Origin of the sequence: Litoribrevibacter euphylliae (assembly GCF_042646085.1) — a bacterium.
In the GTDB taxonomy this organism is placed as follows: domain Bacteria; phylum Pseudomonadota; class Gammaproteobacteria; order Pseudomonadales; family Litoribrevibacteraceae; genus Litoribrevibacter; species Litoribrevibacter euphylliae.
On the sequence record NZ_JBHRSZ010000001.1, the window covers coordinates 62,502 to 86,542 of the forward strand.

16 protein-coding genes, 1 other RNA gene and 2 pseudogenes are annotated in these 24,041 nt (G+C 44.0%); 12 read left to right on the top strand and 7 right to left on the bottom strand.

The features are described 5' to 3' along the window. From ACFOEK_RS00195 to ACFOEK_RS00210, 4 genes are all read left to right on the top strand, one after another. Entirely contained in the window at nucleotides 1-4,797 is a 4,797-nt protein-coding gene (locus tag ACFOEK_RS00195; protein ID WP_386714376.1) for a polymorphic toxin-type HINT domain-containing protein, read from the top strand. Then, nucleotides 4,797-5,342 carry a hypothetical protein gene (locus ACFOEK_RS00200; protein WP_386714379.1) on the top strand — a complete coding sequence of 182 codons (546 nt, stop codon included), beginning with the start codon at nucleotides 4,797-4,799 and terminating at the stop codon, nucleotides 5,340-5,342. The genes ACFOEK_RS00195 and ACFOEK_RS00200 overlap by 1 nt, the downstream gene beginning before the upstream one ends. Nucleotides 5,343-5,502: 160 nt before the next feature. Further along, entirely contained in the window at nucleotides 5,503-10,179 is a 4,677-nt protein-coding gene (locus ACFOEK_RS00205; protein WP_386714382.1) for a putative Ig domain-containing protein, read from the top strand. Between the two features lie 69 nt (nucleotides 10,180-10,248). Beyond that, complete coding sequence (locus ACFOEK_RS00210; protein ID WP_386714385.1) at nucleotides 10,249-10,575, top strand: glutaredoxin family protein; 327 nt, start codon at nucleotides 10,249-10,251, stop codon at nucleotides 10,573-10,575. 67 nt (nucleotides 10,576-10,642) lie between these two features. Here ACFOEK_RS00210 and ACFOEK_RS00215 read toward each other — a convergent pair whose 3' ends face one another. From ACFOEK_RS00215 to smpB, 5 genes and pseudogenes are all read right to left on the bottom strand, one after another. Then, nucleotides 10,643-11,110, bottom strand: coding sequence for a hypothetical protein (locus tag ACFOEK_RS00215; RefSeq protein WP_386714388.1), 468 nt, complete (start codon nucleotides 11,108-11,110; stop codon nucleotides 10,643-10,645). 251 nt (nucleotides 11,111-11,361) lie between these two features. Beyond that, nucleotides 11,362-11,827, bottom strand: a pseudogene (locus ACFOEK_RS00220) (transposase); the annotation flags it as partial. A gap of 53 nt (nucleotides 11,828-11,880) precedes the next feature. Beyond that, nucleotides 11,881-11,982: pseudogene (locus ACFOEK_RS00225) on the bottom strand (hypothetical protein); the annotation flags it as partial. Nucleotides 11,983-12,658: 676 nt separating this feature from the next. Continuing rightward, nucleotides 12,659-13,019, bottom strand: a transfer-messenger RNA (tmRNA) gene (gene ssrA / locus ACFOEK_RS00230). 92 nt (nucleotides 13,020-13,111) lie between these two features. Next, nucleotides 13,112-13,588, bottom strand: coding sequence for an SsrA-binding protein SmpB (smpB, locus tag ACFOEK_RS00235; protein WP_386714390.1), 477 nt, complete (start codon nucleotides 13,586-13,588; stop codon nucleotides 13,112-13,114). Between the two features lie 169 nt (nucleotides 13,589-13,757). Between smpB and ACFOEK_RS00240 the strand changes: the two genes are divergently transcribed. From ACFOEK_RS00240 to ACFOEK_RS00250, 3 genes are read left to right on the top strand one after another with little or no spacing between them, the layout of a single operon-like run. After that, entirely contained in the window at nucleotides 13,758-15,278 is a 1,521-nt protein-coding gene (locus tag ACFOEK_RS00240) for a sodium-dependent transporter (RefSeq protein ID WP_386714393.1), read from the top strand. An 18-nt stretch (nucleotides 15,279-15,296) separates the two neighbouring features. Continuing rightward, complete coding sequence (locus tag ACFOEK_RS00245) at nucleotides 15,297-15,731, top strand: type II toxin-antitoxin system RatA family toxin (protein WP_386714395.1); 435 nt, start codon at nucleotides 15,297-15,299, stop codon at nucleotides 15,729-15,731. Further along, entirely contained in the window at nucleotides 15,721-16,032 is a 312-nt protein-coding gene (locus ACFOEK_RS00250; protein ID WP_386714397.1) for an RnfH family protein, read from the top strand. The genes ACFOEK_RS00245 and ACFOEK_RS00250 overlap by 11 nt, the downstream gene beginning before the upstream one ends. 101 nt (nucleotides 16,033-16,133) lie before the next feature. On the opposite strand, the gene ACFOEK_RS00255 is transcribed toward ACFOEK_RS00250, so the two are convergent. Next, nucleotides 16,134-16,469: an outer membrane protein assembly factor BamE gene (locus ACFOEK_RS00255; RefSeq protein ID WP_386714400.1), complete on the bottom strand. Its 336-nt coding sequence runs from the start codon at nucleotides 16,467-16,469 to the stop codon at nucleotides 16,134-16,136. 71 nt (nucleotides 16,470-16,540) lie between these two features. On the opposite strand from ACFOEK_RS00255, the gene fur reads away from it, so the two are divergent. After that, on the top strand, nucleotides 16,541-16,945 hold the full coding sequence (fur, locus tag ACFOEK_RS00260; protein ID WP_386714403.1) for a ferric iron uptake transcriptional regulator: 405 nt from the start codon (nucleotides 16,541-16,543) through the stop codon (nucleotides 16,943-16,945). Between the two features lie 123 nt (nucleotides 16,946-17,068). Here the strand turns inward: fur and recN are convergent, their stop codons facing one another. After that, a complete protein-coding gene (gene recN / locus ACFOEK_RS00265) occupies nucleotides 17,069-18,739 on the bottom strand; it encodes a DNA repair protein RecN (protein ID WP_386714406.1) in 1,671 nt (556 codons plus the stop codon). Nucleotides 18,740-18,956: 217 nt separating this feature from the next. Between recN and grpE the strand changes: the two genes are divergently transcribed. The 4 genes from grpE (at nucleotide 18,957) to dapB (ending at nucleotide 23,873) form a co-directional block, all read left to right on the top strand. Continuing rightward, nucleotides 18,957-19,574, top strand: a complete 618-nt coding sequence (gene grpE / locus ACFOEK_RS00270) for a nucleotide exchange factor GrpE (protein ID WP_386714409.1) — start codon at nucleotides 18,957-18,959, stop codon at nucleotides 19,572-19,574. A gap of 127 nt (nucleotides 19,575-19,701) precedes the next feature. After that, on the top strand, nucleotides 19,702-21,627 hold the full coding sequence (gene dnaK, locus ACFOEK_RS00275) for a molecular chaperone DnaK (protein WP_386714411.1): 1,926 nt from the start codon (nucleotides 19,702-19,704) through the stop codon (nucleotides 21,625-21,627). 144 nt (nucleotides 21,628-21,771) lie between these two features. Next, nucleotides 21,772-22,911 carry a molecular chaperone DnaJ gene (dnaJ, locus tag ACFOEK_RS00280; RefSeq protein ID WP_386714414.1) on the top strand — a complete coding sequence of 380 codons (1,140 nt, stop codon included), beginning with the start codon at nucleotides 21,772-21,774 and terminating at the stop codon, nucleotides 22,909-22,911. Between the two features lie 152 nt (nucleotides 22,912-23,063). Continuing rightward, complete coding sequence (gene dapB / locus ACFOEK_RS00285; RefSeq protein ID WP_386714417.1) at nucleotides 23,064-23,873, top strand: 4-hydroxy-tetrahydrodipicolinate reductase; 810 nt, start codon at nucleotides 23,064-23,066, stop codon at nucleotides 23,871-23,873. Nucleotides 23,874-24,041: the final 168 nt, after the last annotated feature.

A 24,041-nucleotide genomic window follows, 5' to 3' on the forward strand; every position in this document is an offset into this window, starting at 1 on the left:
ATGAAAAAGTATATGGCACTTTTAATTACGCTAGTCGTATCTTTCTTGTCCTTGTCGAGTGTTAAGACAGTATTTGCTTCTGATAATTTCGAAGAAGTGGATTTGTATTTTGAAGTACCAGGGGCCACGTTGCCTTTCACCCGGAAATTGACAAAAGGTGGGAACTGGTTATTTCAAGAGGATTGGTTCTATCCCAAGTTAAAGCAGTTTAATTATGAAGCTGAAGGGAAAGTATCTGGATCAAGTAGTGGCGGGACATATTCCGCTATGCGCTATCAAGGCTCTATTTCTTATGGTGACATTTTTATACAAGGGTTCAGTTGTCAAACTTCTGTTCATAGACCATCAACGGGGAACATATGGAGGCCAAATGCTAAAGCCCAATATACAAATACCTGCCCTGGAAAAATTAAGAATAGAGTTTCTTACTTTGAAGGACCAGGCATTAAAGGGAAGTATAAGGGAAGCGCTTTAGATTATTCTGCTGATGATGTTCTTGGCTTCCAATTGAGAAACTCATTTTCGGCAATTGGTGAGTTCTATAATTACGAATCGTCAATTGAATATAGTAACGTAGATAGTTTTAAGTTCAGAATTCAAGATGGAGAGTGGTTAACATATCATAAAAACGGCCTACAAGAGACATTACAAGACGATCAGGGGACGGTGTATTTAACCATTAATCATATTGATATAGGTGAGACTAATTCAGCTATCAGTAGAGTAACCAATCGTCGTGGACAAAGCGTCCATTATGAATACTCCAATGGTAATTTAACCAAAATCACCAAACCCAATGGTGAGGTTTGGACATATCAATACGAACCAGTCCCTGTTGCAGAAGAAGTTGAGGTTAAACCTCAAGATCGCCTAGTTAAAATTATTGATGCTAAAGGTAATGAAACTACCTTTACTTACGGCTTGGATCGTTGGAACTCTTATACCACCTCAGAAGGGGAAGGATACCGACTGGAAGTGCGTTCATTAGTTGATAATGAAGGTAAACCAACAGAGCACATCAAAGAAAAGATTCATCACGATGGAAGAGTCTTTTCTCGATTCTATGATGACTACAAAGGTCAATTAGGGCCGTTAAAAGAAACAAGGTTAAATGGAGAAAGGGTTTCTAAAACCACAAGATCGTCTGTAGGGGGCAAAGATACCTTTACCCGAGACGATGGATCAACTTATGAGACTTTAGTTGATGTCAAAACCCAAATAGATGGAAAAAACCGTAAAACCAGGATCTACACTCGTCATCTAGCAAGTTACCCCTATAAAGTTCAATATAATGATGGCTCAATTGTCGGGTATGAATATTCCAAAGTAGGTCAAATAACCAAAGTTACGTCGGATACTGGTATTACATCATTTCTTTATGATGAGTGGGGAAATACCACCAAAATCACTGAGGCTGAAGGCCAGCCGGAACAACGTGTTACCGAGTTTGAATACGATCAATACGGTAATCGCACTGTGGAGCGTTATCTGGGCGATGAAAACACCAAAACTGCCGTTTGGACTTATGAGTATGATGCCTATGGCAACATGACCAAAGAGACAGACCCGGAAGGTAACGTCACACAGTACAAAGACTATGATGCGGCTGGTAATGCGTGGTTAATTATTGACGCCCGTGGTAAAGAATGGCGTTATGAATACGATGCCCTAAGTAATCGCACCAAGGCTATTTCACCTAAAGATGAAACCACTCAATATTTCTATGATGAACGGGGTGAATATTATCGCCGTTTAGACCCTAACAATGCTGAAACTTTGTATACATTAGATGGTGATGGCTACGCCCTGAAAGAAACGGATGGGCTAGGTCAGTTTATCGAGTACGAATACGATAAAGGACATCGAGTTACCAAATTCAAACTTCAGGGCGATACTCAAGGCGCTGCCAAAAAAGAGTGGCAATACGTTTATAATGATCGAGGCGTAATTTCCCAGTTAGTAGAACCTTTAGGTGATGTAACTCAATATAATTATTCCGGCTTGGATTTGGCGAACGTTCAGTACCCGACCTTTAGTGAATCTTTTGGCTATGACAAGCTGGGGCGTATCGTAGAAAGTCAGCTTAGCGGTTCTCGTGCCGCTCAGCAGCGTCGTAAAAAGAATTATGACTCTTCTCAGAACCTGATTGCAGAAACCGATGCTGAAGATAATACTTATACCTACGATTACGATGCTCTTGGCAGAATGATTTCTGCTACCGATCCGGAAGGCGGCATAACCTACTATCAGTGGGATAATCGTGACAACCTGATTAAGATTACCGACCCAGAAGGTCGTTACTTTACCTTTGAATACGACCTAACCGATCAGCTGGTTAAAGAAACCCGCCATTTAGGGCAAACACGCGAATATCGCTATTACGCCGACGGCTTGCTGAAAACCCTGATTGACGCCAAGGGGCAGATCAGCCAGTTTGAGTACGACGATGCAGGCAATTTAACCAAAACCCAACATTTTGTGGATGCAACCGCGCAAGCTAATGCCCAGCCACAAAAAGTCATCGACTACACTTACAACAACCTGAGCTTGTTGACCGGCTACAACGACGGCACCACGAGTGCTGAGTACGTATACGATGTGCTGGGCCAGTTAAAAGAAGTGGTGGTGAATTACGGTGCCTTTAGCCTTACTCATGAATATGATTACTACCCAAGCGGTTTGCGTAAAAGCTACACCAGCCCAGAAGGTGTGACTTATGGCTACATCTACAATGCCAATAACGACTTGGTGGCAGTGAAGATTCCGGGTGAAGGCAACATCATTTACAGCAATCATCAATGGCATGCACCGATCACGGTAACTTACCCAGGCGGCAGCCAGCAGAATTATGAGTATGACGGCCTGTTACGTCGGTTGGATATGATCCTGCTCGACCCTGCTCAAAATCAATTGGCTCAGTATGATTACAGTTACGATAAAGAAGGCAACCTGGCTCAAATCTCTGGGCCGGAAGGCAACTACGACCAAACCTACGATAACCTCTATCGTGTGACGTCGGCACAGTTACCTAACCCATCAAGTGTAGCTGATCCTGCCAATACATCAGGCCAAGCCGAGACGCTATCACAAAACTACCAGTACGATGGTATTGGTAACCGAATCAGTCAGGATGGGGTGAACTACCAATACAACGAGAACAACCAGCTAACTTCTCAGGACGATGGTACTACCCGCATTGATTACCAATACGATGCCAACGGATCATTAATTAAGAAAACCGTGACTAATGAAGCCAACCCGGATGGCGTGTCTACCCATTATGACTATGACGCCGCAGGCAGCATGGTGGCGATTCGTAATCACAACGGCCAAACCATAGCATCTTACTATTACGACCCATTCGGTCGCCGATTATGGAAAGAGACAAACGGCCAGCGTATTTACTTCCACTACAACGCCGATGGCTTAACCGGCGAATACAACTACGGCAATGGTCAGCTGTCGCAAATGGCCGAATACGGCTTCACGCCAGACGGCTATTGGATGACCGACCCACTTTTCACTCGACAGAACGGTCAGGTCTATTACTACCAAAACGACCACCGTGGCACGCCAACCCGAATTATCACCAAAAGTGGCGAAGTGGTGTGGCAAGCGCAGTACGACACCTTTGGGTTGTTCTACCCGAACAAAACCGAAATTCGTAACCCCATCCGTATGCCGGGCCAATACCACGATCAAGAAAGTGACTTGTATTACAACTTTGCCCGTTACTACGACCCAACTCTTGGCCGCTATATTACTCAAGACCCGCTAGGCATTGCTGGCGACGGCCCGAATGTTTATACCTATGGTTTAAATAACCCGCATACTAAAATTGACCCGTTGGGTCGCTGTTCTGTCTATGGTGCGGCTGCTGGTGCAGTTGCTGGTATGTTAGGAAGTTACTTGGCGAAAGGTTGTATTGATTGGGGCTGGGTCGCAATTGGTGCCGCAGTGGGCAGTTGTTCACCAAGACTTGCTGCAACTTTGGCAGCTAGGAGAGCCGCAAAACGTGAAGCTCGTAAACAGGCCAAAGAAGCATTAAAGCGAGATAGAGACAAGAAGAACAAGTGCTTTGTTAAAGGTACAGAAGTTCACACGAGTGAAGGCTTAAAGCCCATTGAGGACGTTGAAGTCGGTGACTTGGTGGTATCAAAAGATGATGTCACTGGCGACGTTAAACTAAAACCGGTTGTGCAGTTATTTGTAAATCACAATAAGCCCATTCTGAATTTAATCCTTGTTGATGAACAAGGTGTAGAAGAAGAGTTCGGCGTAACGCAAGAACACCCATTCAATATTGAAAACAAAGGTTGGGTTAATGCTGGTGATTTATTGGTTGGTGAAAAGGTCATTGGTCTTAAAGATCGTGAGTTGTTTGTTAAATCAGTATCGCTAGCGGCGAGTTTACATACGACTTATAACTTTGAAGTAGCGGATTACCACTCCTACTTTGTGGGAGAAATAGGTGCTTGGGTTCATAATGACTGTGAGGGGAAGACAGTCAAAGAGAAGTATAGAGAGTTGGCTGACAAGGCAATTGCAAAGACGAAAACTAATGCTAACCCGACAGTCACTCGAAATGGTAAAGATATTTTTAGGGTGCATAAGCCGGGTAGTGGCCATGGAGACAAAGTTACTCAAAGTGTTAAAAATGGTCCTCCTGGAAATAAAACTTTTCCAGGGACTAAAGATGTTAATGTGCGAACTCCGCATCTCAAAAAACTTCAGAAGGCACTTAACGGCGAAGGCGGTTATGCATTGCGATATAGAAATGGGAAAATTGTTGAATAATGTTTACTGTTTTGATCTGTGGAAATATACAAACTGAAAAATTGGCAGCCTTCTCTCAGGAGGTTGCTGTCCTTTCTCGCGGAGCTAATTACTATCCTATTGAAATCTCTCCTCCATTTGGTGATGAGCCTCTGGATTCTGAAGTTTCTGGTGGTGCTTCCCAATTTTATAGTGCAATGAATTGTAACTATATGGCGTATATAAACTGTCTTCCTGAATCAAATAAAAAAATAAAATATTCTTGCTCAGAAATATCTGAAGACTTAACTGACTATTTTGTCAAGGTGAAAGATCGCTCTGAATTCCTACAGTTTGTTAAGAACTTAGCTAAGGCTTTAATAGTAGATGTGACTGAAGAGTTATATATAGTTTTTGCTGATGAGTGGGATGAAGGCCAGGATATACGATTAATAGAGAGTGATTTTGACGGTGTAATTAGTTACTTCACTGAGAATAATAGTTGGGATTTATGGTTGTATAATGTCGATAATCGTTCTTATGTAACTAAACACCCTTACATTCCATTAGTTTTTAAAGTTTCTTGATAGCCTAAAGTATGGGTATTAAATAGGGGAAAAGAAATGGGATAAGAATAACTAGATATTAGCTTTATTATACATCAGCCCCTTACTTTGGCGATTTACTTAAATAGAAACTAAGCATTTAAGCAAACATCAAAAAAAGCACTGCACTAAAGGATAAAACGTGGCACAACGTTATACAGCATTATTGGCGGCCTTCATTATTTTGCTGCTTCAATGGCAAGTAGCAACGGCAGAAGAAGCCCTTTGCGCCCAGGTTAAAATTGAGATTCTTCAGGGAATAACTCTGGAGCGACAGGCTTTTGAAGCCACCATGCGTATTACCAATAGTTTGGATTTATACGCCATTGAAGACATTCAGGTGGATATTAACTTCAAAGATGAAGATGATAACGATGTATTGGCTTCGTCGGATTCCGCCGCCAGCAACGCAACTTTTTTTATCCGTTTGGATTATGACGATGGTCTGGAGGAATTAGCTACAGGGGCCAACGGTGCAGTAGTTGATGGCCGTATTTCCCCGAACACCGTTGGTGAAATGCGCTGGTTGATCATCCCAACGCCGGGGGCGTCTGGTGATTTACCCACAGGTAAATTGTATTTTGTTGGCGCAACCTTAAATTACAAGTTTGGTGGTAAGGAAGAGCGTGTAGAAGTCGCGCCTGATACCATTATTGTCAAGCCGCAGCCAGTATTGACCTTGGATTACTTCTTAACTGAAGAAGTCTATGGCGATGATGCCTTTACCAAAGACATTGTTGAGCCGGTAGTACCTTACAGTTTGGGTATTCGCTTAGCCAACAATGGCAAAGGCGAAGCAAAAAGTGTGACCATTGATTCGGCAGAACCTAAGATTGTAGAGAATGAAATGGGTTTGTTGATTGGTTTTAAAATTACTGGCAGTTACGTGAACGATGAGTCAGCCGAGCCAAGTCTAAAAATGAACTTCGGCGACATCGCTGCGGGTGATCGAACCGTTGGCCGCTGGATTATGGAAACCACTTTATCCGGTAAATTCATAGAATTTGGTGCGACAGTTTCCCATGCCGCTGAATACGGTGGGGAGTTAACTTCGTTAATTGAAGCCGCCAATACCCACTTTTTGGTAAAAGATGTTCAGGTGGATCTACCAGGCCGAGATTCAGTCAATGACTTCCTGGCCCATAATGGCGGTGACACGGATACGCCTGCGCTATGGGTCTATGAATCTGAGCCATTAGGGGTTAAAACCGCCGCCTGTGACGATTGCGCTGAAGTGACTCGTATCTCAGCTACCTTGGGGGCAGAGCAAAACCAAGTGGACGGCAAACATCGTTTATTAACGGCTGCTGAAACCATACCAGGGTTTGGTTATATCAAGGTGGCAGACCCGTACCAAGGCTCTAAGGTGTTAAGCAAAGCCGTGCGTGCTGATGGCTCTGTACTACAAGCAAACAATGCCTGGTTATCTCAAGAGCGAAATGCGGATCTCATTAACTTTGATTACTTTATTCACATCTTTGACGACAACCCCACCTCTACTTACGACCTGGTGTTTGATGAGTTAGCCAGTGTGCCTCAGCCTCCGGTGATTGCGTACATTAACGACAAAACCACCTACGAAGGCGGCCAAGTCGGCTTTTTAATTCGAACGTCAGACCCGAATCGTACCACCCCAACACTAACGGTGAATCAACTGCCGTTAGGTGCTCACTTTGAATACGACAATCAGGGCAAGGGAATATTCCGGTGGTTCCCTCAACTTGGGCAGGCAGGGGTATACCCAGTAACCTTTACTGCCAGTGATGGTCAGTTGAATACCAGTTTGACGGTGACCATTAAGGTGAACCCTGCCACAGACACCGATGGCGATGGTTTATTGGATGAATGGGAACTAGATAACTTTGGTGATTTGTCTCGTGATGGGACGGGTGACTTTGATGGCGATGGCTACACCGATCTGGAAGAGTTTGAGCGTGGCTGGAACCCGAAAGAAGCGGCCAAAGCGCCGGATGTTCCGCAAATTGACAGCCCTGCGTTTGGTGCTGAAACCAGCACATTAGAGCCGGAACTGATTATCCAGAACAGCCGCCATGCGGATGAGCTGGTTGTGACCTATCAATATGAAGTCTATGCCGATGAAGGTATGACCGACTTGGTATTCAGCATTGCGGATGTAGAAGAAGACTACGAGAAAACCACTCAGGTGATGCAGGCGGGCTTGGTTCAACAAGCCGTTAATGATAATGCTTGGTATTACTGGCGTGTCCGAGGTGTGGCGCCGGAAGGCACAGGTGAGTGGGCCTATGGTAAGTTCTTTATCAATACTCAAAACGATTTACCGACGGTACCAGCCATCAGTGCACCGGCCAATGACAGTCAGTTATCTGAGTTACAACCAACCCTATCGGTAACCAACAGCTTTGATATCGATAATGATGAGCTGACGTATCGTTTTGTGGTGTACCCGGAAGGGGATGACGCAAATCCGGTGGCTGAAATCAGTGGCTTGGCGGCAGGTGATAATGGTCATACCGATTGGCAAGTGCCTGTGGAATTGGTAGAGAACCAGCGCTATCAATGGCAAGTCGAGGTAACCGATGAGCATGAGGCCAAAGTGAGCTCGGCGGTTGCTGGTTTCATGATCAACCTGGCTAACGACGCACCTTCTGCCCCTGTGGTTGTGTTGCCGGTCGATCAGCAAGAAGTGAATCAAGCGGCAGTCACCTTGGTAGTCAACAACGGTGAAGATCCGGATTATCAGAGCCTGAGCTACTTCTTTGAGCTCGACGAAGTTAACACTTTTGATAGCGGTGCTCGCATTCTGTCGGGTGAGGTGTTGGAAGGTGCAAACGCTGCGACCGGACAAACCGCCTTTACCTTTGATCAACTGATTGAAAATAAGACCTACTTTTGGCGTGTTAAAGCGTCTGATGGGGAGTTAGACAGCGATTGGGTTCAGGCGTCATTTACGGTTAATGCGGTGAATGAAGCGCCAACCGTTCCAACGGTAAGTAACCCAGGGAATGATGCAACCGTTGAAGTGATTCAGCCAACGTTGAGCTTGAATCCAGCGACGGATGTAGATAACGATTCCTTGTCTTATGAAATCGAGTTGTACGCTGATTTGGCGTTAACTCAAGGTGTGGTCTCTGCCGTGGTTTCCGATCAGTCTTGGCAGGTGACGACGTCGTTACCAGATAACAATTTTTACTATTGGCGAGCGCGCGCAATCGATGAACACGGTTTGGCAAGCGATTGGTCAACGGTAAGTCGTTTCTTTGTGAATAAAGACGGTTATAACGATTCACCTCAGCTGACAATGGTGTTGCCAAACCAAAATCTGGAACTGACCGACGGTGAAGTATTAATTCAGTGGACAGACACCGATCCAGACAGCGACGCTAAAATCACCTTGAGTTATTTGGGCGACAATGGCGAAAGTGGTGTGATTGCTGAGAATATTTCAGAAGATCTCGACGGTACGTCTGACCAATTCAGCTGGAACATCACGGATTTACCTGTGGGGAATTACACCATTACCGCAGGCATTGAAGATGAAGCGTCTTTCTTCTCGGTAGATGCGTGCTGTACTGTTTCTGTGGTTCCTTTGGAAGGCCATATTTTACCTACCTTGGTGAGTACAACGAATGAGGTGGATGAATATGGCAAGACACTGGCTCAGGTGGATGTGGTACTAGATCGTGCTCCTTACAATGGTGCCAAAGTCACCGTTAATGTGTCGGTGAGCGATAGTAGTGAGATCAAAATCAACCGAATTGAACAAGCAGGTCAGGTTGTGGCGTCGAATTATCTTTACTTCACGGAAGATGATTGGGATGTCCCGCGTTCTATCTTTATCGAAGGTATGGATGATTGTGATGTCGATGGTAATCAGACAGCATCGCTTGTGTTGTCAGCGGCGGTGAGTGATGACTCCGGGTTCGATCAGGTTGATCCTCAAGATATCAGTATTGTAAATGTTGATAACGAAGACCCTGATAAAACGTTGTTCGTCTGTGATTACTCTGTGGTTGATCAAGCAAGTAATGGCTCGACACAATCCCTAACGTTACGTGCTCGCTTGAAAAATATCGGTGGCGCGGTTCCAAATGCATTGGGTACGGTGTCTGTTGTCAGCGGTTCAATGACGTTGAGAGACAGTAACCAACTTTATTTCCCTACTGTAGCAACAGGTGCCAAAGTTGAGAGTATTGATACTTTTGTTGTGGAATACCCTACTACGTCATCGTTTGATCCGTCCAAACTTCAATGGGATATAGACGCAGGCAGTGTTGGTGGGAATGGCCTTCCTGAAGGATGGTCTGCAAAAGATATTGGTTTACCGTTTGCCGGTGGTAGTACCTCTTATGATGGATCTTTCCATGTAAAAGGATCTGCCGGTGATATCTGGGGCATATCGGATGTGTTCCACTTTACGTACCGTACGTTGCGAGGTGATGGTGAAATTGTTGCTAAAATCAATCGACTGGACCACTCCCATGACTGGGCAAAAGCGGGAGTAATGATTCGTGCCAGCGACTGGATAGGCGCTAAGCATGCCTTCATGTTGATGACGCCTAAACAAGGTGTGGATTTCCAATATCGATCCACATCAAACTGGGTGACCTATGACACCGGCCTTAAAGCAGCATCTATGGGAACTTGGCTACGCCTGGTTCGTGTTGGGGATACTTTGACCGGTTATATTTCCAATGATGCTTATAACTGGGTGCGTGTTGGGTCAGTTAATATCGGAATGGACAATGACGTTCTGGTTGGTTTAGCGGCGTCATCAAATAAATCATTCTCGACGACTCAATCTTCATTCTCGGATGTATGGGTTGAAGAGTATCAATAGATTGTTGGCACAATATTAGAGGGAGGGCAGAGGCTCTCCCTTTTTATTTTCTAGGGAAGGACAACTTGTATGAAAAACATATTGCTTGTATTGGTGGCTGTATTTGCAGGCTACCAACTTTATCAAAATGTCGGCTCAAGCTATGACCCGGTTGAATACAATATTTCAGCAGACACATTAATGATTTATGGTCGGGATTCTTGCCCAAGAACGAAGCGCATGAGAAAGAAACTGGATCAGGCAGGCATTGACTATGTGTATCAAACCATTGATCGCAGTGATGTCGCAGACCACTTACATCAAATGATGCGGGCGGATGGGATCAGTACACGCCGATATGAGCTGCCCGTGGTGATATGGAATGATGAAATTCGTGTAAACCCTTCAGTGAAATAGGCCAAGAGTGTGTTTTGAGGGCTTGTTCTAGGGCACTAAGCTAGGGTCTTCTCAACTAAATAAGGCTCTAATGATGTATAGCATGCAGCAATGAAGAATGGATTACGTTTGCATCATTCAGAGCCCTATGTGATATGTGCTGAGGTGATTGCTCAATATAAGCTTTTCTTTCTAAGTATCGTTCCAATTTCTCATCTTCGATGAGTAGTTCTTTAATGTCTGAAATCTCAAACCGTCGGTGTATAGCGGTGTCGCTAAACAGTACATTGAGCCAGAAGCCATCCCATTCGATGCTATCGCAAAACACCGTAGTTCCTTCCAAAATTGCATTGAGTATATTCGCTACAGTTGTTGCTTTTATGCCATCGCTAGTGAGCTTACTCTGATCCAGAGTATGTACCCTTTCTGCGTTTTTATCCCAATGTGTCCAGTGTCCCATAGGTTTAATCAACGCAGAAAAGCTAGATTCACCGTTGGTTAGACCAACTTCAATGGGATAGCTTTCTTTACTTAAACCAGAGGCTTCAAAATCCATTACCCACAACATATGCTTGCCCAGATAGTGACTGTTGGCTTCATTATAGCCGCTATACTTTTTGTAGCGGAGGACGGAATAGATAACAATCAGGGGCTATCGGTAGTGGCTAGAGTGGAACGAATAGATCAATAGCAGGAAGAACGCACTAGTATGCGAAGGTCGGTTGTCCTGAGCTATTAAAATGGTTTAAAGAAATAAGTGCCTATGTATCATCTATTTGGATACATTCATGAAGGTTATGGAGAACTGATGGCTGTACAACGTTCAATGATGTTGGTGGTGTAAATCGCTTTATGGATGTCCTCTGGGTACCCAAATAAGGTATTGAGATTTGCGCCAAGAGCGACGTATTTGAGGGTATTTAGCGTCCCAGCGGGCAGCAAACTGATCATGTGTAAGTAAAGCTTCCTCTTCAGTCACAGATTGGTAGATACGTTTTAAATCGGCAGTGATGGCTTATAGTTTTTCCAAGGAACGAGCTTCAACGAGTTTCGTACCATGTGAACATGTAGAGCTGGATCTCTGTGTCAGGGAATCCCTTCAGGGGCGATCAGGATGTCCTTACGCCTCAATTATGTTGTACTAAGTCAGAACTTCGCACCTTTATTTTCAGAAATCCACATACCCAAAAAGCTCTTTATGAGTATCAAGATTAGCCCCAAGGCCAAGAAAACGGATTTGTTGATCTTGCCGAACTTTAACAACGATACAGTCTCCAACCCTTTAATGCGGGTCATTAGTTCAGCACGTCTAACGGCTGGGTTTGAAACAGAAGCATTCACTAAGTCAATTAGAGGAAGCTCTTGCCCAAACTGATTGCTATCAAAATGAGACTCTAGATATTCTTGGATTCTTTGTTTTTGAAGCAAATGGAAGTGGTAGGCATATTCGATACAGTAAGCCGTGTGATTCTTAACGTTAGGTCTCTAGCTAGTGCCTCAATAGCTCTTTGTCTCATAACACTGAGCTTTCTTATCCATCAATCCTTGTCTTTCATGCAATTGATGCAGCTATCAAATGTTCTATTATCTTTTAGCTCTGGTTCCTCTATCTGGTATTGGTTAGCTATTGCTTTGCAGTGCTCATAAACAAGTTCCTTATTGGAATCTAGGCCAGAATCGATCAATGAGCACCGATGAGATTGTTCATTAGCAAACTTGGATAGATGCTGATTATCCCATGATAGGTTTAAATTTTTAATTGAAAGACGCTTTTCGATATCAACCAATGATAGGTTGGCATCTCGGACGCTCTTTTGTTCTGCAATTCTTAAATATTGATGTGCAAGAGAGGGGCTTAGAGATTCGTACTTTTTGAATATTCGCTCTCTAAATAGTTGGCATTCAAGAGTGCCTAACTCTTTAGTAAGAGATATTGCTTCAAAGAGTGGGGAATGAGGTTGTGATGGGCTTGTGCCGAAATTGTGCCCCAATGGGGGCATATCTAGACCAAAAGAGACCGACCCATTAGTTTGGGTGGAATCTCTAGAGGCTAGGTATTTAGCGGGATTGGTTGGTCTAGAGTGGTCTAAACCATCCTGCAATGTGGTGGAGGTGGCGGGAGTCGAACCCGCGTCCGCGAGCACTCCGCTCTCGGTACTACATGCTTAGTCACTTCTATTGGATTAACCCGTACCGACCCGAAGGACAGGGTGGATGGGGCGAGCTTACTTAAATTGTCGGCCTAGACACGTAAGCATTGTTGTCGGCGTATCCTATGAAAGATGACACCGGTCTGTGAAGCATAGGCACTTAAAACACAGGCAGTGCTAGCGGGCTTAAGCCGCTAGAGCGTAGTTGTCTTCGTTTGCAACTATAAAAACGGTAAACGTTGATTTACGAGATCGTATACCCCTCTCGACATGCACCTAAAGTTTCGTCGCCAACGTCGAAGCCAAGTCACCCCCGAAGCTGTAAAACTTTGTTGAAGCTATTATATGGGCGAATTTTTGTAATCCAACCATTAATTTACGAAATAACCGAAAACTTTTATTAACGCTTAATGTTGTTTCATTATGCGTTCTTTTTGTTTGTTCCAATCGCGTTCTTTTTCAGCGGCACGCTTATCGTGTTGCTTTTTACCTTTCACAGTTGCGATTTCTGCTTTGACTTTATTGCCTTTCCAATACAGTGCGAGACACACACAAGTGTTGCCTTCGTTTGCCGTATGTCGGAATAATTTGGCAATTTCTTTTTTGTTAAGCAGTAATTTACGCTCGCGACGAGGCTCTGCAACTACATGAGTACAGGCTTGCGTGAGAGGCGTCATGTGGGCACCAAGTAACCAAACTTCACCATCGTGAATTTGTACGAAGGAGTCCACCAATTGAACCTTACCAGCCCGGATGCTTTTAATTTCCCAGCCTAGCAAGGCGACACCAGCTTCGAATTTTTCATCGATGCTGTAATCGTGACGTGCTTTTTTATTAAGTGCGATTGTGGATGAACCACTGGGTAATTTTTTCTTCTTTGCCATGGAGCGGGATTATAGGGCGAAATGAAAATATTTCCTATGCTTACAAACTGTTATTTGGGTTTATTCTCGAGTGTGGGTAGAATAGCGCATTTTTAGGGGCTGAGCTTGTTTTGGGGGAGACGAAACCGGTTTAGCTATAAAGAGAGTCAAATTCTGGATAAGAAAATATATGGCTAATAATAATGAATCCATTCATGGTGCCTGGCGTAATCGCTGGACATTCATTCTCGCAGCAACAGGTTCAGCAGTCGGTTTAGGTAATATTTGGAAATTTCCTTATATTACAGGTGAGTACGGTGGTGGTGCGTTTGTACTTGTTTATCTTATGTGTATCGCATTGGTAGGTATTCCTGTAATGATGGCTGAGGTGGCGATGGGTCGTCGTGGTCGTCAGAGTCCAATCAACTCAATGAAAGCCCTGGTATCAGAAGCGAAAGCAGGCCCGGGCTGGAAGCTCATTGGTTGGATGGGAGCGCTTGCCGGTTTCTTAATTCTATCTTTCTATTCTGTTGTTGCCGGTTGGTCGTTGTCTTATGTTTTGAAGTTGGCAACAGGAACCTTCTCAGAAGTTGATCAAGCACTTGCTGGTGCTGAGTTTGAAGGCTTGTTAGGTGATCCGGGAACGTTGATGATTTGGCACACCCTTTTTATGATTTTAACAGTGGGTGTTGTTATTCGTGGTGTAAATAAAGGTATTGAGTCTACGATTTCAGTACTTATGCCATTGTTGTTTGTATTGCTTGTGGTATTGATTGGTTATGGTGCAAGCAAGGGCGATATCATGTCTGCAGTTCACTTTATGTTTGATGCTGATTTCAGCAAGCTAACGAAGGAAGCTGTGTTGGTTGCATTAGGCCATTCATTCTTTACCTTGAGTTTAGGTATGGGGGCAATCATGGCATACGGTTCTTATATGCCTCGTAATGCATCTATTTCTTCAACGGTATTTACTGTTGCTGGTTTGGATACGTTAGTTGCGCTACTAGCTGGTTTGGCTATCTTCCCGATCGTATTTGCAAATGGTCTTGAGCCATCTGCAGGTCCTGGTCTGATGTTTGTTACCTTGCCGTTTACCTTTGGCCAAATGCCTGGTGGTCAATTCTTTGGTGCTTTGTTCTTCATTTTGGTTGCGTTTGCTGCATGGAGTTCGGCTATTTCGTTGATTGAGCCAGCGACGGCGTGGGTGGTTGAGCGCTTCAAGATTTCTCGTGCAAAGGCATGTTCAATCATTGGTGTGATTATTTGGATGCTTGGTATTGGCAGTGTGTTATCTTTCAACGATTGGTCAGAGTTCCACTTGTTGCCAGGCAAAACAATCTTTGATTCATTCGATTTCATTACCGCGAATATCATGTTGCCATTAGGTGGTCTTTTGATTGCCTTGTTCGTTGGCTTCGGCATGAAGTATCACCACGCTTATAACGAAATGAACATGAAGAATGCTGGGTTGTTCAACTTGTGGTATGTGGTATTACGCTTTTTGACGCCAATTGCAATTGCAATTGTATTCATTAATGGTTTGTTGCCAGAGTGTTCATTTGACTCAGAACTATTAAATGCTGAGACGGGTGAATGTGGTAACTCAACGTTCTTGATGCCTCGTTTCATTGGTGGTGTAGTTCTAGCGATTGCTTACATTGCAATTATTGCTATGTCACTTAAGAAAACTTCTCGTGGATTAAGCAGTTAAGAGACTGAGTGATTTATTGTGGCAGTTATTGAACGAAGCGCACTGGTACTACACAGTGCGCGCCAAATGTTTGATCTAGTGAATGATGTAATTCACTACCCGTCTTTCCTTCCATGGTGTGACGGTGTAGAAATTCATTCCCAGTCTGATGATGAAGTGGTCGCCTCGTTAAACATCAATAAAGGTGGGGTAAAGCAACGCTTTACTACTCGTAATCAGTTGGTGGACGGGCATCGAATTGAGATGCAGTTAGTAGACGGCCCTTTTTCGAGTCTTTCTGGCGCTTGGGGTTTTAAAGCCCTGAATGATACCGCGTGCAAAGTCAGTTTGGATTTGCATTTTGAAGTATCGAGTTCTTTGGCAAGTCTGGCAGTTGGTAAAGTATTTCAGCAAGTCGCCAGTGCTATGGTTGATGCATTTGTTACACGAGCAGGAGTGGTGTATGGCAAATAAAATTCATGTTGAAGTTGCTTATGCAACGCCTGAGTCACAAGTCATTCTTCCTGTTTCTGTCGATGAAGGCGCTTCTCTGTATGATGCTGTGGTTCATTCCGGTATTGCTCAGCAGTTTCCAGAAATAGATCCCGAATCAGTGCCTATGGGGATCTATGGGAAAGCGGTTAGAAAACCAAAGGAGCAAGCGTTACAGGAAGGTGAGCGAGTAGAAATCTATCGTCCATTAAAGATAGACCCTAAAGCTGCTCGTGCTAATCGTGCTGCTAAAGCAAAAGCTAAGAAAACTTTGGACGAATAGCACATTGCATTCATGTCTAGTCTTCTGCGTAGACGTAAAAAAGGAGCTGATTAGCTCCTTTTTTGTTGTGTGCTTTATAGATAGGTCTATAGCTCAGATATTTAAAACGCGGGCTCTGTAATATCTCGTTTTTCGTAGTGAGTCATTTTACCCTCTTCAAAGAAAACGCGAACCGCATAGGCAGTGCGTTCTTCATAGCCAGGCTTTTCGCTGTGGTAATAATCCCATTGATTTGGATGAAATGGATCTTTAATAACAGGTGTACCTAGCACATATTGAACCTGTTTTTCCGACATCCCCGGCTTGAGTAATGCCAAAGATTCTTCTTCAATAATATTACCTTGCTGAATTGTTAGCTTGAACACATTGAGGGATGAGCAGCCTGATAGTAGACTGAACGTCGACAAAATTGAAATAAGTAGTAAAATCGTTCTCATTTTGACTCGATACATTGCCTAAACACTTGGGCTACCGATATTAACCATAGAATTCTGAGATTACAAAGATTATGGCATCTGAAAATAACGAATTACGCAAAGCGGGCTTAAAAGTTACCTTACCAAGAGTAAAGATTTTACAGATTCTTGAGAACTCTGATAGCCGTCACATGAGCGCTGAAGATGTGTACAAGTCTTTGATTGAGGCGGGTGAAGATGTTGGCTTGGCTACTGTGTATCGTGTGTTGACTCAGTTTGAATCCGCAGGTTTGGTGGTTCGTCATAACTTTGATGGTGGCCATGCGGTGTTCGAGCTTGCGAAGGGTGAACATCATGATCACATGGTAAACTTGGAGACCGGTGATGTAGTTGAGTTTTTCAATGAAGAAATTGAAAAGCTTCAACACCAGATCGCAGAAGAGCATGGGTTTGAGCTGATTGACCATAGCTTGGTGCTTTACGTTCGTAAGAAGTAAACACTGGATGTTACAAAGAAAGCCGCCTGATTTTATTTGAGATTAGGCGGCTTTTTTATTGGTGAGATGTCTTTGTGCTTTTATGAGAACGTTGCTGGCTGCTATGGGCTATATAAATAGTATTTAAGAGAGCATTTCTTCAGCGAGTTGTAGTGTTGTTTCGGTCATTTCCTGGCCGCCCATCATGCGGGCAATTTCTTTAATACGGGCTTCTTGATTTAGCGGCAGCATTTGGGTGCTGGTTGTAGTGTCTGTCATCAGTTTGCTGGCTTTAAGGTGTTGATCACCTTGAGCGGCTACTTGAGGTTGGTGAGTGACAGAAATTACTTGGCCTGATTGTCCTATTTTTTGCAGTAGTTCTCCGACTATTTCGGCCGTTGCACCACCGATGCCAACGTCGACTTCGTCAAAAATCAGCGTAGGGATTTGGCTTTGAGAGGCATTTACTACTTGAATGGCTAAGCTGATTCTCGAAAGTTCTCCGCCTGAGGCTACTTTAGCTAGGCTTTGGTATGGTTGGCCTGGGTTGGATGAAACTTCAAACTCAACCGAATCGAGCCCTAGATGATTCGCCTTTGATAAATCTAATGCATCAATTCGCGTGCTGAACTTACACTGAGTCATGCCTAAACGAGTCAGTTGCTCGATGATTGATTGATCAAATCTTTCGGCAGCCGCTTTACGTTGTTCATGGACTTGTTTGCTGGCTTTTAGAAATGATTCTTTGGCTGTTGCTTCTTTTTGTTGAAGAGCATCAAGTGAGTTGTTTTCATCGTTCAGTATTGAAAGCTCTTCCGCCAGTTGTTGATGAATATGAGGGATTTCTTCCGGGGCAATTCTGTGCTTTCTGGAAAGATCATGAATATCGGTTAGTCGCTGGTTTAATTGAGTTAGGTGCTCAGGGTTTATTTCCAATGATTCATGATAGAAATGAATTTCATTCGATGCTTCTTCGATGTTGATCAGTGCTTGGGCCAGCAAGTCCTTAGTAGTTTCTAGGTTCTGGTGTTGATCATTGATTTGATCGGTAATGTGGGTTATCTGTCGTAGCAGGTCTCTTGCACTGGTCGACGCTGGGCCACTTTCTCCGCTGCACAGCTCGAACACTTGGTAGCTTTGTTGTTTTAATTCTTCGGCTTGAGATAGTCTGTGGTGATCTTGTTCAATTTGTTCAAGTTCACCAGATTGCAAATTAAGCTCATCAAGTTCGTCTAGCTGGTAGCTAATCAATTGTTTTCTATCATTGAGTTCGTCTTGCTGACGCTCTAAGTCTACAAGTTGTTTTTTTATGGTTTGCCAGTCTTTATAAGCATTTTTAAGCTCGTTAAGTGCGTCAATATGCCCAGCATAGTTATCGAGCATGTGAATGTGCGTCTGAGGTTGCATCAAGGATTGATGAGCGTGTTGACTGTGGATTTCTACCAGTTGTTCCCCTAGTAGCTTGAGTTTGCTGATTGGGCAGGGGCGACCATTAATATAGCCGCGAGAACGACCTTCTTTAGTGATAACGCGACGAATGACGCATAGATCTTCATCATTCAAATCTTCTCTTTCTAACCATATCTGAACGTCAGGAAGTCGGTTGATATCGAAGCAGGCTGAAATCTCTGCTTTTTCTGCGCCATGCTTTACTACTCCCGAGTCAGCTCTGTCACCCGAGGCAAGGCAAAGTGCATCCAGCATGATTGATTTACCGGCCCCGGTTTCACCGGTGATCACGGTTAACCCGTTTTCTAAATGAAGCTCTATGTGGTCTGCAATTGCGAAGTTGTGAACAGAGAGTTGTTGGAGCATGGTCATAATCTCTATTAATGTTTATGGTTATTTATACAGTAAAAATACTGTATATCAAGTGTTTTTGTACAGTATTTGAGCGTGATTGGTTATTCGTTTATCTGCAGCAGGTATTTTCTTTGGTGTTGGCCCTTGAAGTTCCTGAAAACAACCTTATTTACCCGATAATTGAAAAATCCTACTAGAACTAAGTACAAATTTGTTGGAGTGATAACTGATGTCTCAAGTGGATCAGCCAGAAGAGCAGTTGAATGAATCCTTAAATGAACAAGCAGAAGCTGTCGCGGCAGCTGAAGAACAGGTTGTTGAATCTGTTGATTCGGAAGAAGTTGATGTGGCTGCGTTACAAGCTGAACTTGAACAAGCTAAAGCTGAATTGAATGACGTTAAAGAAGCGTCATTGCGTACTCAAGCTGAAATGCAGAATGTTCGTCGTCGAGCTGAGCAGGACGTTGAGAAAGCGCATAAGTTTGGCTTAGAGAAAATGGCTAAAGAGTTGTTAGATGTCGCTGATAATCTGGATCGTGCGCTTCAGGCGTCTGAATCAGATAAAGACAATGAAGCAATTAAGCCTTTATATGATGGCGTTGCTATGACGCGTGATGGGTTGAACCAAATGATGGCGAAATTCAAGCTGGAAGCGGTTGATCCCATGGGCGAAACCTTTAATCCGGAATTGCATCAGGCAATGTCAATGATTGATCAGCCGGATGTTGCTGCCAATACAGTTATTGCGGTTATGCAGAAGGGGTACACCTTAAGTGGTCGTCTGCTTCGTCCTGCGATGGTCGTGGTTGCTAAAGGTGGCAAGCCACAGGTGGATACCGAAGCGTAATCCTTATCATTTGAGCGGATTTTTTAAGTAATTAGGGTTGAAACGCAGAAAAGCGTCCTTATTAAGTTAGCAAGCAAAGAATTAAGACCGGTAAGCGGTCAATGTACGAATTACGGAGTTATAAATTATGGGTAAAGTGATTGGTATTGACTTAGGTACAACCAACTCTTGTGTTGCTGTATTAGACGGCGAAAAAGCAAAGGTTCTTGAGAACGCTGAAGGTGGTCGTACTACTCCTTCCATCATCGCTTATACCGAAGATGGCGAGATCTTGGTAGGTCAGTCTGCTAAGCGTCAGGCAGTAACGAACCCTGATAATACGCTATACGGTGTTAAGCGTCTTATTGGTCGTAAATTTGATGAAAAAGCGCTTCAGGAATCTCTAAAGCACTTCGCGTTTAAAGTTGAGAAAGCGGATAACGGTGATGCTTGGGTAAACGTTAAAGGCGAGAAAAAAGCGCCACCTCAGATTTCTGCAGAAGTTCTTAAGAAAATGAAGAAAACTGCTGAAGACTTTCTTGGTGAGCCAGTAACAGAAGCTGTAATTACTGTTCCTGCTTACTTTAATGATTCTCAGCGTCAAGCGACTAAAGATGCTGGTCGTATCGCTGGTCTAGAAGTTAAACGTATCATTAACGAGCCTACTGCAGCAGCATTGGCTTATGGTATGGACAAGAAGCGCGGTGACTCGGTTATTGCGGTATATGACTTGGGTGGTGGTACCTTCGATATTTCTATCATTGAAATCGCAGAAGTAGATGGTGAGCATCAGTTCGAAGTACTAGCAACTAACGGTAACACTGCACTTGGTGGTGAAGATTTCGATGAGCGTTTGATTGAATACTTGGCAGAAGAGTTCAAGAAAGACACCGGCATTGATCTACACAACGATCCATTGGCTGTTCAGCGTTTGAAAGAAGCAGCTGAGAAGGCAAAAGTTGAGTTGTCTAGCAGTCAGCAAACCGATGTGAACTTGCCATACATCACTGCAGACGCAACAGGTCCTAAGCACCTTAACGTTAAAGTGACCCGTGCTAAGCTTGAGTCTTTGGTTGAAGATTTGATTAACGAGTCTATTGAGCCAGTACGCATTGCGCTTCAGGATGCAGGCTTGAAAACCACCGAAATTGATGACGTAATTTTGGTTGGTGGTCAGACTCGTATGCCGTTGGTTCAGAAAGCTGTTACTGACTTCTTTGGTAAAGAGCCACGTAAAGATGTAAACCCTGATGAAGCTGTAGCTGTCGGTGCGGCCATTCAAGGTGGTGTTCTTGCGGGTGATGTGAAAGACGTTCTGCTTCTTGATGTAACGCCACTAACTTTGGGAATTGAGACAATGGGTGGTGTGTCTACTCCGGTAATTGAGAAGAACACAACCATTCCTACTCGTAAGTCTCAAGTATTCTCAACGGCTGAGGATAATCAGTCTGCAGTAACGATTCACGTACTTCAGGGTGAGCGTAAGCAGGCATCGTTGAATAAGTCTCTGGGTCGTTTTGACTTGGCTGACATTCCACCGGCTGCACGTGGTGTTCCACAGATTGAAGTAACATTCGATATTGATGCGAACGGTATCTTGAATGTGTCTGCGAAAGATAAGGCAACTGGTAAAGAGCAATCCATCGTGATTAAGGCATCTTCTGGTCTTTCGGATGATGAGATCGATGCAATGGTTCAGGATGCAGAGTCTCACGCAGAAGAAGATCGTAAGTTTGAAGAATTAGTTCAAACTCGCAACACTGCGGACGGTCTGGTTCATGCGTCACGTAAGATGCTTGAAGAAGCTGGTGATAAAGCTACTGCTGAAGAGAAAGAAGCGATTGAAAAAGCGATTACTGATCTGGAAGAGGCTGTTAAGAACACTGATGCCTCTAAAGAAGATCTTGATGCGAAGATCGAAGCGCTATCTCAAGCTTCACAAGGTTTGACTCAGAAGATGTATGCTGAGCAAGCTCAAGCAGCGGAAGGACAAGAGCAGGCAGATAATGCAGCAGCGGGTGACGATGTTGTGGATGCTGAGTTCGAAGAAGTAAAAGACGAAGATAAGAAGTAATTCTTAATCTTTAAAAGCCTGCCTGTCTCTTTATGGAGTCTTATTGATCTCCTACGGGGGAAGGCAGGCTTTTTGTTAAGTACGTCAGTTTGAAGTGAAATTTTAATGTCTATTAGACGCTCGTTACATGGGTAAGTTAGGGTTATGTCGAAGCGAGATTATTACGAGGTTTTGGGTGTTTCTAAGGATGTGTCTGAGCGCGACCTGAAGAAAGCCTTTCGTCGAATGGCGATGAAGTACCATCCGGATAAAAACCCGGATGATGCGGAAGCAGAATCCAAATTTAAAGAAGTTAACGAGGCATATGAAGTTCTTTCTAATGCTGAAAAGCGTGAAGCGTATGATCGTTTTGGTCACGCCGGAGTAGATCCGAGCCAAGGTGGCGGTGGATTTGGTGGTGGCGGAGCCAACTTCAGCGATATCTTTGGCGACGTTTTTGGTGACATCTTTGGTGGTGCTGGCGGCGGTGGCGGACGTACTCGTGCTCGTCGAGGTGCAGATTTGCGCTATCCGTTGGATTTGGATCTGGAAGAAGCGGTTCGCGGAATTACTAAAGAAATCAAAATTCGTACGCATGTGAATTGTAAAACGTGTGATGGTTCTGGTGCGAAGAAAGGGTCTACGCCGGAAACCTGTGGTACCTGCCGTGGTGCTGGTCAGGTGCGTATGTCCCAAGGTTTCTTCTCGGTTCAGCAGACGTGTCCAAGTTGTCATGGCTCTGGTCAAATCATTAAAGATCCTTGCGGGGATTGTCATGGTCAGGGTGTAACTCAAGAAACGAAGACGTTATCGGTGAAAATTCCTGCGGGTGTTGATACGGGTGATCGAATTCGTCTTGCGGGTGAAGGTGAAGCCGGTACCCATGGTGGTCCAGCGGGAGATTTGTATGTTCAAGTGGAAGTGCGTGAACACCCTATTTTCCAACGTGATGGTCGACACTTGTATTGTGATGTGCCAATCAGCTTTACCGATGCGGCGCTGGGTGGTGAGTTGGAAGTGCCGACCTTGGATGGTCGTGTAAAGCTTAAGATCCCGGCAGAAACGCAAACAGGTAAGTTATTCCGTTTGCGTGGTAAAGGTGTTACTTCTGTTCGTGGTGGTGGAGCTGGCGATTTGATGTGTCGTGTATTAGTTGAGACGCCGGTGAATTTAACAAAACGTCAGAAAGAGTTGTTGGAAGAATTTCAGCAAACTTTGGATGGCGACGACGGTAAAGATCAGTCTCCTCAGAAAAATACATGGTTTGAGGGGGTTAAGAACTTTTTTGAAGATATGAAGTTCTAATGCCTTTTAAGCAATGAAATACACAAAGCGCCGACTTTCTAGTCGGCGTTTTTGTTTCTGAAGAGTGCATGTATTGTCGAGAATGTGTTGGTTTTGTTTTAGAATGCTTCGCATTGTGCATGTGTTGGATTGATCAATAAGTGGAGATTACTGTGGTTAAGGTAGGTATTGTTGGCGCGAATGGCCGTATGGGTAAAACTCTGATTGAAGCGGTTTTTCAGGCGGAAGGTGTTGAGCTCGCTGCTGCGGTAGTTCATCCGGAAAGTTCTTTGGTTGGTGCGGATGCAGGTGAAATTGCAGGTGTGGGTAAATTGGGAGTGATTGCTCAGGATAATTTGGCTGCGGTAATAAATGATTTTGATGTGCTTGTTGATTTCACCAGCATTGAGATGACGCTGGATAATATTGAACAGTGCCGAGCGGCAGGTAAATCAATTGTGATTGGTACCACAGGTTTCAATGATGATCAAAAAGCTCAGCTAAATGCAGCGGCTAAAGAAATTCCTGTGGTATTCGCTCCGAATATGAGTGTGGGTGTGAATCTAACGCTTAAACTACTTGAAATGACCGCTAAAGTGATTGGTGACGATACTGATATTGAAATTATTGAAGCGCATCATCGTCATAAAGTGGATGCGCCATCGGGTACGGCAGTTCGTATGGGTGAGGTGATTGCTGATACCTTGGGTCGTGATCTTAAAGAATGTGCAGTTTATGGTCGTGAAGGTCAGGAAGGGCCGCGTAAGAAAGATACCATTGGTTTCGAAACGATTCGTGCTGGTGATATTGTGGGTGATCATACTGTTATGTTTGCGACGGATGGTGAGCGAGTGGAGATTACGCATAAAGCAAGCAGTCGAATGACGTTTGCAAAAGGTGCGGTTCGTGCAGCTAAGTGGTTAGGTGATAAATCTGCAGGCATGTATGATATGCAAGATGTATTGGACCTAAAGGCCATTTAACCCGCTTAATGTTTTTGTTTGAAAAATGATCTTTTAAAAAGCTGAAAAATCTTAATGACATGAGGTTAGTAATTGCGTAAAATGCGCCAAATTTTGGGCGGGTGAAATTAACTCACTGTCATTTTTGATAGAAGGCCGGAAAAGATTATGTGTAAAAAGCGAGATAGA